Origin of the sequence: Cryobacterium sp. Y50, from assembly GCF_002929805.1 — a bacterium.
Classification (GTDB): Bacteria; Actinomycetota; Actinomycetes; order Actinomycetales; family Microbacteriaceae; genus Cryobacterium.
The window spans coordinates 84,608-101,662 of the sequence record NZ_PJJM01000103.1; the positions used below are offsets into that span (position 1 = coordinate 84,608).

The 17,055-nt window shown below is 65.1% G+C and carries 13 protein-coding genes and 1 pseudogene; 11 read left to right on the plus strand and 3 right to left on the minus strand.

Translation table 11 applies throughout. The annotated features are described in order from the left end of the window. The 8 genes and pseudogenes from CXY73_RS18405 (at position 1) to mfd (ending at position 9,711) form a co-directional block, all read left to right on the plus strand. Entirely contained in the window at positions 1-534 is a 534-nt protein-coding gene (locus CXY73_RS18405) for a gluconokinase (protein ID WP_233198450.1), read from the plus strand. Beyond that, on the plus strand, positions 521-1,669 hold the full coding sequence (gene dgoD / locus CXY73_RS18410) for a galactonate dehydratase (RefSeq protein WP_104138650.1): 1,149 nt from the start codon (positions 521-523) through the stop codon (positions 1,667-1,669). Before CXY73_RS18405 ends, dgoD begins: the two co-directional genes overlap by 14 nt. Before the next feature lie 5 nt (positions 1,670-1,674). Next, positions 1,675-2,343, plus strand: a complete 669-nt coding sequence (locus CXY73_RS18415) for a bifunctional 4-hydroxy-2-oxoglutarate aldolase/2-dehydro-3-deoxy-phosphogluconate aldolase (protein WP_233198451.1) — start codon at positions 1,675-1,677, stop codon at positions 2,341-2,343. After that, positions 2,340-3,299, plus strand: a complete 960-nt coding sequence (locus tag CXY73_RS18420) for a sugar kinase (RefSeq protein WP_104138644.1) — start codon at positions 2,340-2,342, stop codon at positions 3,297-3,299. Before CXY73_RS18415 ends, CXY73_RS18420 begins: the two co-directional genes overlap by 4 nt. 47 nt (positions 3,300-3,346) lie before the next feature. Continuing rightward, positions 3,347-4,574, plus strand: a pseudogene (gene manD, locus CXY73_RS18425) (D-mannonate dehydratase ManD). A gap of 244 nt (positions 4,575-4,818) precedes the next feature. After that, the gene (locus tag CXY73_RS18430; RefSeq protein WP_104138638.1) at positions 4,819-5,436 is read left to right on the plus strand and encodes a 50S ribosomal protein L25/general stress protein Ctc; all 618 of its coding nucleotides are present in this window, start codon (positions 4,819-4,821) and stop codon (positions 5,434-5,436) included. Between the two features lie 56 nt (positions 5,437-5,492). Further along, positions 5,493-6,077, plus strand: a complete 585-nt coding sequence (gene pth, locus CXY73_RS18435; RefSeq protein WP_104178546.1) for an aminoacyl-tRNA hydrolase — start codon at positions 5,493-5,495, stop codon at positions 6,075-6,077. A gap of 13 nt (positions 6,078-6,090) precedes the next feature. Next, entirely contained in the window at positions 6,091-9,711 is a 3,621-nt protein-coding gene (gene mfd, locus CXY73_RS18440) for a transcription-repair coupling factor (RefSeq protein ID WP_104138632.1), read from the plus strand. 61 nt (positions 9,712-9,772) lie between these two features. Here mfd and nhaA read toward each other — a convergent pair whose 3' ends face one another. Continuing rightward, a complete protein-coding gene (gene nhaA / locus CXY73_RS18445; protein WP_104178547.1) occupies positions 9,773-11,143 on the minus strand; it encodes a Na+/H+ antiporter NhaA in 1,371 nt (456 codons plus the stop codon). Positions 11,144-11,293: 150 nt separating this feature from the next. Here nhaA and CXY73_RS18450 point away from each other — a divergent pair, with 150 nt between their 5' ends. Further along, entirely contained in the window at positions 11,294-12,100 is an 807-nt protein-coding gene (locus CXY73_RS18450) for a MazG family protein (RefSeq protein WP_233198453.1), read from the plus strand. Positions 12,101-12,125: 25 nt separating this feature from the next. On the opposite strand, the gene CXY73_RS18455 is transcribed toward CXY73_RS18450, so the two are convergent. Together CXY73_RS18455 and CXY73_RS18460 are read right to left on the minus strand one after the other, a co-directional pair. Next, positions 12,126-13,235: an ABC transporter permease gene (locus CXY73_RS18455; protein ID WP_104178548.1), complete on the minus strand. Its 1,110-nt coding sequence runs from the start codon at positions 13,233-13,235 to the stop codon at positions 12,126-12,128. Beyond that, positions 13,232-14,212, minus strand: a complete 981-nt coding sequence (locus tag CXY73_RS18460) for an ABC transporter ATP-binding protein (RefSeq protein WP_233198454.1) — start codon at positions 14,210-14,212, stop codon at positions 13,232-13,234. The genes CXY73_RS18455 and CXY73_RS18460 overlap by 4 nt, the downstream gene beginning before the upstream one ends. A gap of 92 nt (positions 14,213-14,304) precedes the next feature. Here CXY73_RS18460 and hisS point away from each other — a divergent pair, with 92 nt between their 5' ends. After that, positions 14,305-15,585, plus strand: coding sequence for a histidine--tRNA ligase (gene hisS, locus CXY73_RS18465; RefSeq protein ID WP_104138619.1), 1,281 nt, complete (start codon positions 14,305-14,307; stop codon positions 15,583-15,585). Positions 15,586-15,731: 146 nt separating this feature from the next. Beyond that, positions 15,732-17,012 carry a phosphopyruvate hydratase gene (gene eno, locus CXY73_RS18470; RefSeq protein ID WP_104178549.1) on the plus strand — a complete coding sequence of 427 codons (1,281 nt, stop codon included), beginning with the start codon at positions 15,732-15,734 and terminating at the stop codon, positions 17,010-17,012. Positions 17,013-17,055: the final 43 nt, after the last annotated feature.

The window sequence follows — 17,055 nt, forward strand, 5'->3', positions numbered from 1 at the left end:
GTGGCCTTCCCTCCGATCATCGTCATGGGTGTTCAGGGCTCAGGCAAGTCGACCATCGGTGAACTTCTAGCTGAGCGACTCGGCACCCGATTTCTCGACGGCGATACCCTGCATCCAGCCGTCAACAAGGCGGTCATGGCGGCCGGCTACGCGTTGCAGGATGAACATCGGCTGCCTTGGCTGCACGCAGTCGGGCGCTGCCTGGCCGCGGACGAGCCAAGCGGCATTGTCATTGCCTGCTCGGCACTCAAACGCAGCTACCGCGACCTGTTGCGCAGCCACACCGCTGATCTTTTCGTCGTCGATGCCGAGGGGTCGATCGACCTCATAGCGGCCCGACTGCGCGCCCGAACCCACGAATTTATGCCTCCCGCGCTATTGCAATCACAGTTCGACACGCTCGAGGCACGCACAGACGGTGAACGCGGCGTGACCGTGGATATCGTCGAACCGCCCGGCACCATCGTCGAACGGATCGTCGCGGCTCTTGCCGCCGAAACAGAAGGTGGTGAGGTTGCCCTTGGCACACATTGAACGAGTAGAAATTTTTCTTGTTGCACCCCGTTGGTTGTTTGTGCGGTTGGAGACCAGCGATGGCGTCGTCGGCTGGGGAGAGGCCAGCCTGGAAGGACATTCGGATGCCGTGCGAGCGGTGGTCGAACAGTTCGCTGAGTATCTCATCGGTACCGACCCTGCTCGCATCGAAGATCACTGGCAGGTCTTGACCAAGAGCGGGTTCTACCGCGGCGGTCCGGTTTTTGGCAGCGCGATCTCCGGCATCGACCAGGCCTTGTGGGATATCAAGGGCAAGGCTCTCGGAGTGCCCGTCTACCAGTTGCTCGGCGGTGCAGTGCGGGATCGAATCCGCATGTACGGCTGGGTCGGCGGCGACGATCCCAGCGGAATCACCGATGCTGTCGCGGCGCAGGTCGCCGTAGGGTTGACCGCTGTCAAGATGAACGCCTCCGGCATCATGAGCCGGGTCGGCACGGTCGCCGAAATCGACGGCGTCCTGGAGCGTGTCGCCGCGGCACGCGACGTGCTCGGCCCCGACCGCGATGTGGCCGTAGACTTCCACGGCCGGTTCACGCTCGCCAACGCCCGCCGGATTGCCCCACTTCTGGAGCCGTTGCGCCCGTTTTTCATCGAGGAGCCGGTCGTTCCGGAGAACTCGCACCTGATCGGGCAGCTCACCAAAGCCACGTCGATTCCGATCGCCACCGGAGAACGCCTCTATACCCGGCAGGACTTTCGTCCGGTTTTCGAGGCGGGAATCGCTGTGGCCCAGCCGGACCTCTCCCACGCCTTCGGCATCTCGGAGGTGCGGCGTATCGCCGCGATGGCCGATATCTATGACGTGCAACTGGCCCCGCACTGCCCGCTCGGTCCGATTGCGCTCGCCGCCTGCCTGCAGGTGGGGTTCGCAACCCCAAATTACCTGATTCAAGAGCAAAGCATTGGTATTCACTACAACCAGGGGGCCGAGGTGCTCGACTACGTGCTCGACAAACAACCGTTGAAATTCGTGAACGGCAACATCGAACTGTTGGCCGGCCCCGGTCTTGGCATTGAAGTCGACGAGGCCGCAGTGCGAGCCGCCGATTCGCGCGGGCACACCTGGCGATCACCGATCTGGCGGCACGCCGATGGCGCGCTGGCGGAATGGTGACGGCCGTGACGACCTCCACGACAGCATTCGATTTCCTGGCCCGGCTGCAGCGGGAACGTCTGCTCGCCATTGTCCGCGGCAACAATCCAGACGCTGCGCTGGCCGCGTCGCTCACACTCTTCGCCAGCGGCATCCGCTTTCTTGAAGTGTCGCTCGTGACAACGGATTCCCTCGCCATCATCGCAGAGCTCGCTCGGCTGGCCCCGAGCGGCTGCGTCGTCGGCGCTGGTACGGTGCTCACCGTCGAGGATGTGCACCGCTCAGCGGCCGCGGGCGCGACCTTCATGGTCACCCCCGCCGTGACCGAGGCCGTCGCTGAATCGGCTCTGCTCGGCCTGCCGGTGTGCGCGGGCGCGCTCACCCCGACCGAAGTCGTTGCGGCCCGCCGAGCCGGCGCGACCGTGGTCAAGCTCTTTCCCGGATCATTCGGCGGTCCGGCCTACCTCAAGGCGTTGCGCGACCCGCTCCCGGACGTGCCGTTCGTTCCGGTCGGCGGCGTCGACGCTGAGCGGGCCGCGGAGTATTTCGCGGCCGGCGCCATCGCCGTCGGCATCGGCAGCCCCCTGCTCGGCGATGCTGCGCAGGGTGGGGCCCTCGACGCCCTGCGCGCACGCGCTGCCACCTTTCTGCAGGTGCGCGACCGGGTCGATCAGGCTACCGCGACTTGCCCATGACCGAAACCGACGTCGCGACGCTCGGTGAGACGATGGTCAGCCTGCGCACCGGCACCCCCTTGCGTCTCGGCGGTGCGCTGCAAATGAGCATGGCCGGCTCCGAATCGAATGTCGCCATCGGCCTGGCTCGGCTCGGTCACAGCGTGCGCTGGGGCGGCCGCGTCGGTGATGACGAGGTCGGCACCTATCTGCTGCGAACCTTGCGCGCCGAGTCTGTGCTGGTTGACACCGTTTCGATCGACCTTCACCGGGCCACCGGCCTCATGCTCGCCGAGCGGCGCATCAACGATCTCTCTCGGGTGAGCTACTACCGCACTGGATCGGCGGGCTCGGCGCTCAGCGAAACGGATGCCTTGGCCTGCCTGGCCGTAACACCCCGACTCCTGCACGTCACGGGCATCACCCCTGCCCTCTCCGACTCGGCCGCGGCGGCCGTCACCGAGGCTGTGCGACTCGCCCGCGCTGCGGGTGCGCTCGTGAGCATCGATGTGAACTATCGCTCCAAGCTGTGGGGCATCGACGCCGCCCGAGCGCGCCTCACCCCCCTTGCCCGCAGTGCGGATATCGTCATCGCCTCCGACGACGAACTCGCGCTGGTCGTCAGCGACGCGGCGACGCTGGCCGGGGAGGCGGCCGCGGCGGCCGAGCTCACGGCTTGCGGTGTTCGCGTTGTCGTCATCAAGCGCGGCGCGCATGGCGCGAGCGTCTATACCGACGGGCAGGTTGATCACGCATCGGCCCTCCCTGTCACAGTGGTGGATACCATCGGTGCCGGAGATGCATTTACTGCCGGCTATCTGTCCGGCGTGCTCGACGGGCTCCGGCCGGTCGAGGCGCTGCATCGCGGCACCGTCACCGGAGCCTTCGCAGTCGCCGCCATCGGAGACTGGGAGGGCGCGCCGACCCGCGCCGAACTCAAGCTGCTGGCTGCCCCGGACGGAGTCACGCTGCGCTAGCGTCGGCATCCGCTTCATTTCATCACGTTGACCACCAAGGAGAATCCATGAAGATCGACAGAGCAGAAGTCATCGTCACCAGCCCCGACCGCAACTTCGTGACGCTGCGCCTCACCACCGACGACGGGCTCGTCGGGCTGGGCGACGCCACCCTCAACGGCCGGGAACTGGCCGTCGTGGCCTACCTGCAAGAGCACGTCGTTCCGCTGCTGCTGGGTTCCGACGCGCATCGCATCGAAGACACCTGGCAGTTTCTCTACCGCAGTGCCTATTGGCGTCGAGGCCCGGTCACCATGGCCGCGATCGCCGCCGTCGACGTTGCGCTGTGGGACCTCAAGGCGAAGGCCGCTGGCCTTCCCCTATACCAGCTGTTGGGCGGAGCCAGCCGGGACAAGATTCTCGCCTACGGCCACGCCTCGGGTCGTGATCTTCCCGAACTGTTCGATTCCATCCGCAAACATCAGGCCCTCGGCTACCGGGCGATTCGGGTGCAGACCGCAATCCCCGGCCTCAAAGCCATCTACGGAGTCGCCGCCCAGACCCAGACCAGTGGCAAGCGTTATGACTATGAACCGGCCCAGCGAGCGGCCAGGCCCGCCGAAGAAGTGGGACACCCGCGCCTACCTGCGGCACCTCCCGACCGTCTTCGAGGGAGTGCGCGCCGAATTCGGAGCCGAACTACCCCTGCTGCACGACGGTCATCATCGGATGACGCCGATCCAGGCCGCGAAACTCGGTAAGTCCCTCGAGCCCTATGATCTGTTCTGGCTCGAAGACTGCACCCCGGCCGAAAATCAGGAGGCCCTGCGTCTCGTACGTTCCCACACCACCACCCCGCTCGCGATTGGTGAAGTCTTCAACACGGTCTGGGACTACCAGACCTTGATCAAGGACCAACTTATCGATTACGTGCGGTCGGCGGTCACTCACACCGGCGGAATCTCGCCCATGAAGAAGATTCTCGACTACGCCGCGCAGTACCAGATCAAGTCGGGTATTCACGGACCTACCGATATCTCACCGGTGGGTATGGCGGCGGCATTACACCTCGACCTGGCCGTCCACAACTTCGGAATCCAGGAGTACATGCAGCACGGCGAGGCCACCAACAGTGTCTTCGAACAATCGTTCAGCTTCTCCGACGGCTACCTGAACCCGGGCAACCAGCCCGGACTGGGCGTCGAAATCAACGTCGATGAAGCCGGAAAGTACCCATATCAGACTGCCTATCTGCCCTTCAACCGGCTGGCCGACGGAACCGTCCACGACTGGTAGACCGCGGCGCGCGACACGCCCGGGCCGCGGGGTCGGCCCGAACTGTGTAAGATTGGGAATCGAACTTCGGCGAGGGATATCGTCACCCGGGTGACTGGGCTGGCGGCATCCGTTATCGACGCGGCGGACGAGACTTTGGGCTTTTCCTCACGCTGACATGCGTTCGAGTTGAATCAGTACCCCCATCTCCGGGCCTCGGCCCGAAGACCACGATCTGGGTCTCATACCCGCTAGGAGAAATACCATGGCTTCTAAAAAAGAAGTAAATGCCGTCGTCGCTGAACTGCGCGAAAACTTTGGCAAGGGCGCGGCCCGCAAGCTACGCGTGCTCGGCCTGATCCCGGCCGTCATCTACGGCCACGGTACCGAGCCGGTGCACGTGTCGCTGCCGTCGCACCGCATCGGCCTGCTGCTGCGTCGCAAGAACATGATTCTCGAGCTCGATCTCGCCGGCACGAAGCAGCTCGTTCTGGTCAAGGACGTGCAGAAGGACCCGGTCAAGGCCATCATCGAGCACATCGACCTCATCGTCGTTCGCAAGGGTGAAAAGGTTCAGGTTGAGGTTCCCGTACACACCACCGGCGAATCGTTCCCCGGCACCATGGCCGACTTCGACACCAAGTCGCTCCTGCTCGAGGTCGAAGCTACCGACATTCCGGAGAACCTCCAGCTGTCGATCGAGGGCCTCGAAGACGGCGCGCAGGTTCACGCCAAGGACGTCACGCTGCCCGCAGGCGCCGTGCTTGTGTCCGACCCCGACACCTTGGTCATCTACGTGCACACGCCGCGTGGCGAGGACGAGGCCGAAGAGACCGAGGTCATCACGGCCGGTACCCCGGCCGCTACGCCGCCCGCCGCGTAACAATTATTTTCACTCGGTTTACACGGGGTTTTCCAACACTGCGACGGAGGATTCCCCTGGATGCGAACCAATGGCTCGTCGTCGGGCTCGGTAACCCCGGGCCCGACTACGCGGGCAATCGCCACAATGTCGGCCAGATGGTCACGGCGCAGCTTGCCGACCGTCTCCCGTCCAATTTCAAACGGCACAAAACCGCCGCGCTGGTCGCCGAGGGGCGACTCTCGCCCAGTGGACCAAAACTGGTGCTGGCCAAGCCCACCACGTTTATGAACGTCTCCGGCAGCCCGGTCGCCGCGCTGCTGCGGTTCTATTCGCTGCCCGTGTCCCGACTCATCGTCGTGCATGATGACCTCGACCTGCCCTTCGACACCCTCAAGATCAAGGTCGGCGGCGGTCACGGCGGGCACAACGGCCTGCGCGACATTATTGCCGCCTCCGGTACCAACGAGTTCGTCCGCATTCGCATGGGCATCGGTCGCCCGCCCGGCCGCCAGAATGCGGCCGATTTCGTGCTACACGACTTCGCATCCGCCGAGCGCAGCATTCTGCCCAATTTGATAGCGGATGCTGCCGACGCGATCGAACTGATCGCCACCGACGGCGTCGTGGCGGCGCAGCAGAAGTTCCACTCGCCCACGTAGGTAGACTCATTCAGTGATCCTTCAGGGCTTAATCGCTGCGCTCGCGCGCGCCTCCACGTTCGATAACGCCCTCGCCTACGCCAGCCGGGATGCTGATTTCTCGTTAACCGAGGGTCTGCGCGCCCCGCTGCTGGCCGCGCTGCTCGACCTGCGTCGCGATGATGCGCAGGCGCTGCTCGTCATCACCGCCACCGGCCGCGAATCAGAGGCGCTGCGCGAGAACCTCGGCTGCTTCGCCACCAGCGCCGAAATCATAGACTTTCCGGCCTGGGAAACCTTGCCACACGAACGTCTGAGCCCGAGCGCCGAGATCGTCGGCAAACGCCTGCACGCCCTGCGGCGCATGCGTGAGTGGCAAGAGAAAGACGCAAGCGCACGGCGTCCGCTTATCGTGGTCGCCTCGGTGCGTGCAGCCCTGCAACCGGTCGCCGACAACCTCACCGACTACGAACCGATCGAGCTCACTGTCGGCGCGCGCGGCCACGACCTCTCGGCGATCGTGCTGCAACTGGTAAACGTGGCCTACGCCCGCGTCGACATGGTCACCCGGCGCGGTGAGTTCGCCGTGCGCGGCGGCATCCTCGATGTGTTTCCGCCGGTCGCCGTCCACCCGTACCGGGTCGAGTTCTTCGGTGATGAGGTCGAGCAGATTCGCCTCTTCAGCGTCGCCGACCAGCGCTCGCTGCCCGAACCGGTCGAATCCGTCAGTCTGCCGCCGAGCCGGGAACTGCTGCTGAGTCCCGCCGTGCGGCAGCGCGCCCGAGAAATGCAGCACGAGTTTCCGAGCCTGGCCGGATTGCTCGCCAAAATCGCCGAAGGTATCCCGGTCGAGGGCATGGAAAGTCTCGCGCCGGCCCTGGTCGACCGGCTCGTGCCGGTCACCCACTACTTGCCGACCAATGCCGCCGTTGCCGTGATCTCACCGGAACGGGTCGCGAGCCGGGCGATCAGCCTCGCCGAAACCAACCGCGAATTTCTGGGGGCCGCCTGGAGCGCGGCCACGGCCGGCGCTGACGCCCCGATCGACCTGGAATCGGGGGACTTTCTTACCCTCGGTCGCCTGCGCGACAGCGTGAAGTACTCAGCTCCCGGTGCCCCGGCGAGCGGTCACCACTGGTGGACCCTGAGCACGTTCCAGGCCGCACCGACCGATGCACCGGTTTTGCCCGAACACCTTGAGATAGACGAACTGCTCACAATTCGCATTGAAGCGGATGCCGTCCCGACCTTTGCCGGCAGCGTCGACGGCGCGATCGGTCACGTCGCCTCCCGGCTGCACGACGGCTGGGTCGTCGGCATCGTTGCCCAGGGCGCTGGGCTGGTCGAGCGGGCCGCTCAGGTATTGGCCGAGCGCGAGCTGCCGGTGCGCGTGGTAGATGTCTGGCCACTGCAACCGGAACCGGGTATCGCTTACCTACTGAAGGCATCCGTCGATCACGGTTTTGAGTTGCCGACCAGCAAACTTTCGCTAATCAGCGAGTCAGAGTTTTACGGGCGCACCGTCGGTTACTCGGCACGGCAGATCAAGAAGCTCGCCAGTCGCCGCAAGAATGTCGTGGACCCGCTGCAACTCGTCGCCGGCGACCATGTCGTGCATCAGACGCACGGCATCGGCCGTTTTCTCGAGCTGACCCAGCGTGAGGTGTCGAGCGGCGGGCGGAACCCGGTCAAGACCACCCGCGAATACCTCGTGCTGGAGTATGCGCCGTCGAAGCGTGGGCATGCCGGCGATCGGCTGTACGTTCCCACCGACCAACTCGATCTGGTGACCCGCTATGTCGGCGGCGAGGCACCGACGCTGAGCAAGATGGGCGGCAGCGACTGGTCGAGTGCCAAGACCAAGGCGCGCCGGGCGGTGCGGGACATCGCCGTTGAGCTCGTCAAACTGTATGCGGCGCGGATGGCCAGCAAGGGTCATGCTTTCGGGCCGGACACCCCCTGGCAGCGCGAGCTCGAAGAGGCCTTTCCCTTCGTGGAGACACCCGACCAGCTCACTACGATCGACGAGGTCAAGGCCGACATGGAACGGCCCATTCCGATGGACCGGCTGCTCAGCGGTGACGTCGGTTTCGGTAAGACCGAGGTTGCCATTCGTGCAGCGTTCAAAGCCGTGCAAGACGGCAAACAGGTCGCCATGCTCGTGCCAACCACGCTGCTGGTCAGCCAGCATATAGAAACTTTTAAGGAGCGCTTCGCCGGATTCCCCATTCACCTGCGTGCCCTGTCACGGTTTCAGACCGAGAAGGAGTCGCGTGAAACGATCGCAGGAATGCTCGACGGCACGGTTGATGTTGTCATTGGCACCCATCGGCTGTTGTCACCGTCGATCCTTTTCAAGGATCTCGGCCTGGTCATCATTGACGAGGAGCAACGCTTCGGCGTCGAGCACAAGGACGCGCTGAAGAAGCTCAAGACCAACGTCGATATTCTCGCGATGAGCGCGACACCGATACCGCGGTCGCTGGAAATGGCGGTTACCGGCATCCGTGAAATGTCGACCCTGGCCACCCCACCCGAAGACCGGCACCCGATCCTGACCTTTGTTGGGCCGTACTCGCAGCGGCAGGTGGCCGCGGCTATCCGTCGCGAGCTGTTGCGTGAGGGCCAGATCTTTTTCGTGCACAACCGAGTCACCAGCATCAATCGCATCGCGTCGGAGCTCGCCGAACTCGTGCCGGAGGCGCGCATCGCGATTGCGCACGGGCAGCTGCCCGAGGCTCAGCTGGAACAGGTTGTTGGTGATTTCTGGGAACGCAAGTTCGACATTCTGGTCTGCACCACGATTATCGAGACCGGGCTCGACATCAATAACGCCAACACCATCATCATCGACCGGGCCGATAAGTTCGGTCTGAGTCAGCTGCATCAGCTGCGCGGTCGGGTCGGCCGTGGGCGCGAGCGGGCGTACGCCTATTTTTTGTATGACGAGAACAAGCCTCTGTCAGAGACAGCGCACGACCGGCTCGCTACCATCGCGGCGAACAACGAGCTCGGTGCCGGCATGCAGGTGGCGCTGAAGGACCTCGAGATTCGTGGCGCCGGCAACCTGCTCGGCGGCGAGCAGGCCGGGCACATCGCGGGGGTCGGCTTCGATTTGTACTTGCGCATGATCGGTGAGGCCGTTTCGACGTTCCGTGGCGATGTCGCAGAGGGCCAGACCGAGCTGCGGCTCGAGTTGCCGGTCGACGCGCACATTCCGCACGACTTCGTCGACAGCGAACGGTTGCGCCTTGAGGCTTACCAGAAGCTGTCCAGTGCGAGCTCGACGACGGCGACCGACGACCAGATCGACCTGGTACTCGAAGAGCTCACCGATCGTTACGGCGAACCGCCGGTGCCGGTGCAGAATCTCGTGGCCGTATCGCGACTGCGTTGGCAGGCCCAGCGGGCGAACCTCAGCGAGGTCGTCGCTATGGGTTCAAACCTGCGAGTGGCTCCCGCGGACCTGGCCGACTCGATTCAAATACGTTTGCAGCGGATGTATCCCGGCTCACGTTACGTGTCGTCCACCGGGGCGCTCAGCGTGCCGATGCCGCGGCCGAACGGTGAGCCGCTCGAGGACAACGCCCTGATCGAGTGGACCAAGTCGCTGCTGACCGCGATCTTCCCGCCCGCCGTTCTGTCCGCCACCTAACCCTTAACGCAGACAGCACCGACGTTGCGGAAACGACGGTGCTGTCTGATTCAGCGGATGCTTAGCTCTTCGACGTCTGCTCTGTTTGGTAGACATCCGGGATGCCGTCGTTGTCGCTGTCGATGGCTTCCTTCTCGGCAATGCGACCGTAGTGACGGTTACGCGCGCGCAAGATGACCGTGGCCAGGACGGCTGCGAGCAAAGACCCGAACAGGATGGCGACCTTGGCGTGGTCGTCGTGCGGGCTGCCCTGGCCGAAGGCGAGCTCGCTGATCAATAGCGACACGGTGAAGCCGACGCCGGCCAGCAAGGACACGCCAATGACGTCGACCCAGGCCAAGTCGGGGTCGAGGGTTGCCTTGGTGGTCTTGGTCACGATGAAGGTTGCCAGCAACACACCGATCGGCTTGCCGACCACGAGCGCGAGGACGATGCCGACCGCTACCGGGTCGGTGATGGCCTGGTACAGACCCTGGGCGCCGCCGAGGGTGACGCCGGCGGAGAAGAATGCGAAGACTGGAATAGCGAAACCGCTCGACAGCGGGCGAATGCGATGTTCCAGTGTTTCGGCCAGGCCGGGCCCGGCCTCTGGCCCGCCGCCGCGCTTGCTGCGCAGCACGGGTACGGCGAAACCGAGGAGCACGCCGGCCACGGTCGCGTGCACGCCGGAACCGTGCACGAGCGCCCAGACGATGAAGCCGAGAGGCAGCAGCACCGTCCATGCCGCCCAGCCTCTGGTGCCAAAGAAGTAGGAGAATTTATGGGTCAACAGCCAGAAGAGACTGAGCAGCATCAGGGCCAGGATGAGTGGCAGCACGGCGATATCCGTGGTGTAAAAGAAGGCGATGATCGCAATGGCGAGTAGATCGTCGACCACGGCAAGGGTCAGCAGAAAAATGCGTAGGGCGGGCGGAAGCTTCGATCCGATGACGGCGAGAACGGCGACGGCGAACGCAATGTCGGTCGCGGTGGGAATTGCCCAACCGCGAAGAGTTTCGGCGCCGGATTCGAGGTTGATCAGCGTGTAGATGACCGCCGGAACGATCACGCCACCAACCGCTGCGGCCACCGGTACGATGGCCCGGTTCACGCTGCGCAGGTCGCCGGCTACGAATTCACGTTTCAGCTCGAGGCCGGCCAGAAAGAAGAAGATTGCCAGCAGGCCGTCGGCGGCCCAGGCGCCGAGGCTCAGCTCGAGGTGCCAGGGCTCGTAACCGATTTTGAAGTCGCGAAAGGCGTAGTAGGCATCGGAGAAGCCGGAGTTGGCCATGATCAGCGCAGCCACGGTCGCGGCGAGCAAAATGGCGCCTCCGACGGTTTCCTTCCGGAGAATGCGCGAGATCCGCACGAATTCGTTGTGGCTGCCGCGGCGAAGCACGGTGGCGGTCGACGGGTTGGCCTTCGAAGCTGGCCGGCTGGACGATTCGGTCATTAAAATTCCTCTGGTCTTTCGGGCGCGCACATCCATGTGCCGACCAGACTTCCCGGCTCACCGTGAACCAGAATACACGATGTACCCGAGCGATCATAGGTGGCCCGCCTACGATGGAGAGACGATGGAACCGATCCAGGAGTGCCGACCATGACCAACCCCGTGTTTTCCTCCGGCTCCGCATCCGGCTCCGACGCGACTCGATCGACTCCGCCGGCCGACGAAATCGACCGGGATGCAGCATCCGCTCGGCAAACAACGATGCAACCCAGTGCTCTCGATACCCTGATCGTCACCGTCGCGCGGCTGCGCGGGCCCGGCGGCTGTGCGTGGGACGCCGACCAGACCCATGCGTCGCTCGTGCGGCACCTGGTCGAAGAGACGCATGAACTGATCGAGGCGATCGAGGACGGCAGCCGCGACGACCTGCTCGAGGAACTCGGCGATGTGCTCTACCAGGTGCTTTTTCACGCCGATCTGGCCGCGCACACAACGTCAGAAAACTTCGACATTCAGGATGTCGCCGCTCGTCTGACCGAGAAGATGGTGGGGCGGCATCCGCACGTTTTCGGCGATGTCACCCTCAATACCGCTGAAGAGGTGTCGGCTGCCTGGGACGGTTTCAAGGCCGCGGAGAAGCCGAGCCGCACGAGCGTGCTCGACGGAATTCCGACCGGCATGCCGGCGCTCGCCCTGGCCGACAAGGTGCTCGGGCGCGCTGAAAAGATCGGCCTGATCGAAGCGGATGCCGGCTTCCCGCTGCCGGTTGAATCCGAAGCCGATCTGGGCCCGTTGCTGCTGGCGATCGTGGCCTCCGCTCGCGCCCAGGGCCTCGACGCTGAGCGCGCGCTGCGTACCGCCGTGCGCGACCTGCAGGGAGAGATTCGCGGAGCCGAGAGCTCGGCAGCCGGCAACGCAGATGCCTTCGACGCCGGAATAATCGCCCTCCCCGCCTAACGCTCTTGCGGAACAGAGCAGAGGGTTAGGCAATGCGGCTTCCGGTGGGGAGGTGCGTCGCGGGGGTGCGGGTGCGTCGCCAGGCCCAGGCCAGCGCGCCGGCGCCGAGCAGCAGGTGCATGGCGAGGCCGATGAACCAGCTCGGCACAGCGTCGTCATAGGTCTGCTGCGCGGTCGGCCCCCGGTCGAAGGCCTGATCCGGGAACGTCCCGTTGTCGTTGCGGCTGCTCTGTGCGGCCACGTCGCAGCCGTTGAACTCGGTGTATAACTCCGGCGGTGCCTGGGCGCTGCGCACGGCGACGGCTATCTGCCCGAACAGGTCGGTGGGGTTGCCGGCGTCGTTGAAACTGCCGGGGGCGGCATCCGCCACCACGACATAGGGGTTGCCGGCGAGGATCCACCAGTAGTAGTCGAACCGCGGCACGTTGAAGGTCGTCGTCTCGGCCGTGGAGCAGACGATGTCAGACTGCTTACCGGTGGCTTCGTCGAAGGTCGACGACACGACCTGATAATTCACGCTCGTCGCCTGCTGTTGGGTGGCGGTCCCGAGCAGCGCGAACGCGATGAGCGTGCCGAGGCTGAGCGCCGCTACAACCAGATAGGTCAGCACGATCGAAAACAGCGGTCGGGTGAGAATGCCCGAGAGCCCAACCCCGACGGCCGCGATAACGCCGAGTTCCGCCGCGAGCACGAGCACCGACACGGCAATCGTGGCCAGAGTGACCTCGCCGAGAACGACAGCGAAGATGAGAAACGGCAGTGCTGCAGCGAGAAAGGCGAGCGCCGTGATCCACGCGGCGAGAAACTTGCCGAGCACGAGCTGCCCGGTGCTGATCAGCGTGACCTGCGTCGTGGCGAGGGTGCCAGCATCCCGATCGCCGTTGATCGCGTTACCCGACAGCGCCGGTGAGACCAGCGTGCCGAGCAGCAGCACGAAGAAGATGATGGCCCCGAACACCCCGCCGCCGCCGGACAGCCAGGCCGAGGTCGCCAGCCAGAGCAGAAAGGTGACCACGCCAACGAGCAGCATGAACACGCCGAGCAGCACGTACCAGGAGGCGCCGCGCACCCGCTGGCGAAGTTCGAGGGTGACGATGAGCCAGAGTCCGGTAAGGAACACCCGTGAGTCCGTCATTCGGAGACCTCCGCATCGGTCGACCGCGTAAGGTCCTGAAAGGTGTGCTCGAGATTACCGACAGCCGGTCCGAAATCGCAGATCGGCACCCCGCTCAGCACCAGATTGTGCAGCAGAGCGGCCGCCGAGGCTTCGTTCTCCACCTGCACCAGGGTGCCGAGCTGGTCGACGCCGCGCACAGTAACGAGCGCGCCGACCACTCCGGGAGTGGCGAGGGCGCGTTCCAGCGCCGCCTCGTCCAAAGAGCGGATGCGCCAGGATCTGGCACTCGCGCTCGCCGCGGCTACCTGCTCCGGGCTCGCCGTGCGTCCGGCGGCGAGGTACACCGCGGCATCCGCCATCTCGTCGAGTTCGGCGAGAACGTGACTCGACACCAATATGGCGGTGCCGTCGCCGGCCAGGCGACGCAGCAGCTGGCGCAGTGATGCGCGCGCGGCCGGGTCGAGACCGGACGCGGGTTCGTCGAGCAGCAGCACGCCGGGGGAGTGCACGAGCGCCCGCGCCAGGCTCAGGCGTTGTTTCTGGCCGCGGGACAGCACCCGCGACGGCCGGTCGGCGAAATCACCGAGGTCGGTCAGCGCGATCAGCTCGTCAGCGCGCATGGCGGCCTGCTCGCGGGTCATTCGGTACATGCGCCCGGTGGTCTGTAGGGCGGCACGGGCGCTCAGGCTCGGCCACGATCCGAGGGCGTCCGGCATCCAGCCAGTGACGGCCCGCACCCGTCCGGGTTCGGCGACCGGGTCGTGCCCGTTAATGCGGATGCTGCCCGTCGACGGAGTGAGCAGCGTGGCAAGCATCAGCAGCAGGGTCGTCTTGCCCGCGCCGTTCGGCCCGATCAGCGCCGTCACCGACCCCGCCGGCACGACGAGCGTCGCATTCACCACCGCCAGGACACTGCCAAACGATCGACTGACTCCGGTCACCGCGATGCCGCTCGGCGTCACTCCCACCCCGCCTGAAACTGTCGCGACCGACATTGACACCCCTACCTGTTCCCCCGAGTCTAGGTGCAGCCATTTTCAGAGGCGGGCGGTGAATCGCGTCCACGGCATGCTGAGAGAATTACTTCATGGCTATTGCAGTGACCCCGCCGCGCGGCATGCGCGATTTTCTCCCCGCCGACAAGGCCCTCCGCGAACGTTCCCTCGGCATCATTCGCGAGAGTTTTCGTGCGCACGGCTTCGACGAGATCGAAACCCCGGTCATGGAAGACTCGGCCCGCCTGCACTCCGGGCTCGGCGGCGACAACGAGAAACTCGGCTTCGCGGTGCTCAAGCGCGGGCTCGGCCAAGCGGATGTCGCGGCGGCGGCCGCGCAGGACGACCTCCTGTCCCTGGCCGACCTGGGCCTGCGGTTCGACCTGACGGTGCCGCTCGCCCGCTTTTATGCCACCCACCGTGCCGCACTGCCGACCGTGTTCCGGTCGATTCAGATCGCACCGGTCTGGCGCGCCGAACGGCCGCAGAAGGGGCGCTATCGCCAGTTCATGCAGTGCGACATCGACATCATCGGCGAGGCCGGCACTCTCGCCGAGATCGAACTGATCACCGCCACCGCCGCAACGCTTGACCTCCTCGGCCTACAGGGCTGCTCGATTCGCATCAACGACCGCCGCATCCTCAGCGCCCTGCTCGCCCACTGGGGCGTCGCCGCCGAGTTGACCGAGCGCGCGCTGATCGTGATCGACAAGCTCGACAAGATCGGCGTCGACGGGGTCGCCACCGAACTCGGTGCCCTCGGCATCGACGCGCCGGGCCTCGCCGCGCTGCTCACCGAGCTCGGCACCGGCGGCTGGAGCCTCGGCGGCGCTCTTGAAAGCGGTGCTCTCGACAGCAGCGCACCTGCCTGGCTCGACCCAACCGCCTTCGCCGACCTGACCGCCCTGCGCGCCGCCCTGCCCGGCGTCGACCTGTTGTTCGACCCCACCCTGGTGCGCGGCATGGGCTACTACACCGGCACCATCTTCGAGATCTCGCACCCCTCCCTCGGCTATTCCCTCGGCGGCGGCGGTCGCTATGACGGCATGATCGGCCGGTTCCTTGGCACCGACGTTCCCGCCTGCGGATTCTCGATCGGCTTCGAGCGCATCGTCGACCTGCTTGAAGCGGATGCCGCATCCGCTGACCTGGCGGTCGTGCTCGTGCACGACAAAGATGCCGATCCGGCGCGCCTGGTCGCTCTCAAGCGCGACCTGGTCGCCGATGGTCTGCGCGTACGCCTCGAACGCCGCACCAAGAACCTCAAGGCGCTGCTCGACCGGGCCGGCGAGGCCGGCTACGGACGGTTCGCGTTCGTGACCGCCAAAACGCAGACGGCTGCAGACCTCGACTTCAAACCGCTCGGCGCCTGACCCGACCGCTCTGGCGGGTTCGACGGATCGACTGACGGCTTTGGTTAGACTGAATTCGCCTGGATCACCCGGCATACCCCTACTTTCATTCCGACCAGTATCCGACGCCCAACCAGGCGTCAATTCCGACGAAACAGGAGACAGTTGTGGCCCTAATTGAGGCAGTAGATGCACGCGAAATTCTCGATTCCCGAGGCAACCCGACCATTGAGATCGAGGTCCTGCTCGGCGACGGAACGGTCAGTCGTGCCGCTGTGCCGTCCGGCGCATCCACCGGCGTGTTCGAGGCTTATGAACTGCGCGACGGCGACAAGGCCCGTTACCAGGGCAAGGGCGTGCTCAAGGCCGTAGAAGCCGTCATCGACGAACTCGGCCCCGCGGTCGAAGACATCGACGCGACCGACCAGCGCGTCGTTGACCTCGTGCTGATCGAATCGGACGGCACAGATAACAAGGAGCGTCTCGGTGCCAACGCCATCCTCGGCGTTAGCCTCGCCGTTGCCAAGGCCGCCGCAAGCTCGGCCGGCCTGCCGTTGTTCCGTTACCTCGGCGGTCCGAACGCGCACACCCTGCCGGTGCCGCTCATGAACATCATCAACGGTGGATCGCACGCCGACAACGATGTCGACATCCAGGAATTCATGATCGTTCCGCTCGGTGCTGAGTCGTTCAGCGAGGCCCTGCGCTGGGGCGTCGAGGTCTACCACTCGCTCAAAGCACTGCTGCAGTCCAAGGGCCTGTCCACCGGCCTGGGCGACGAGGGCGGCTTCGCCCCCAACCTGCCGAGCAACCGGGCAGCGCTCGACCTCATCGTCGAAGCGATTACCAACGCCGGCTACGTTCCCGGCAAGGACATCGCCCTCGCCCTCGACGTTGCCGCGAGCGAATTCTTCAAGGACGGCAGCTACAACTTCGAGGGCAAGAAGCTCTCGGCCGAAGAACTCGTTTCTTACTACACGAAGCTCGTCACCGACTACCCCCTGGTATCGATCGAGGACCCGCTGCAGGAAGACGACTGGGCTGGCTGGGTGCACCTCACCACCGAACTCGGCGGCAAGGTGCAGATCGTCGGAGACGATCTGTTCGTGACCAACCCCGTGCGCCTGGCCAAGGGCCTTGAACTCAAGGCCGCGAACTCGATTCTGGTCAAGGTCAACCAGATCGGCACCCTGACCGAGACGATGGATGCCGTCTCTCTCGCTCAGCGCGCCGGCTACACCGCGATTATCTCGCACCGCTCCGGCGAGACCGAGGACACCTTCATCGCCGACCTCGCCGTGGCAACGGATGCCGGGCAGATCAAAACCGGCGCCCCCGCCCGCAGCGAGCGCGTCGCGAAGTACAACCAGTTGCTGCGCATCGAAGAGGAACTCGGCGAGGGCGCGGTTTACGCCGGTCGCACCGCGTTCCCCCGCTTCACCGCGTAGTCAGCGAGAATCACCAGCAGCACCATCGGGCCCTCGATCACCG

Excerpts from the sequence above, each read along its gene's own strand:
- CXY73_RS18420 (WP_104138644.1), top strand. The coding sequence starts at position 2,340 with ATGACCGAAACCGACGTCGCGACGCTCGGTGAGACGATGGTCAGCCTG.
- CXY73_RS18430 (WP_104138638.1), top strand. The coding sequence starts at position 4,819 with ATGGCTTCTAAAAAAGAAGTAAATGCCGTCGTCGCTGAACTGCGCGAA.
- nhaA (WP_104178547.1), bottom strand. The coding sequence starts at position 11,143 with ATGACCGAATCGTCCAGCCGGCCAGCTTCGAAGGCCAACCCGTCGACC.
- CXY73_RS18450 (WP_233198453.1), top strand. The coding sequence starts at position 11,294 with ATGACCAACCCCGTGTTTTCCTCCGGCTCCGCATCCGGCTCCGACGCG.
- CXY73_RS18455 (WP_104178548.1), bottom strand. The coding sequence starts at position 13,235 with ATGACGGACTCACGGGTGTTCCTTACCGGACTCTGGCTCATCGTCACC.
- CXY73_RS18460 (WP_233198454.1), bottom strand. The coding sequence starts at position 14,212 with ATGTCGGTCGCGACAGTTTCAGGCGGGGTGGGAGTGACGCCGAGCGGC.
- hisS (WP_104138619.1), top strand. The coding sequence starts at position 14,305 with ATGGCTATTGCAGTGACCCCGCCGCGCGGCATGCGCGATTTTCTCCCC.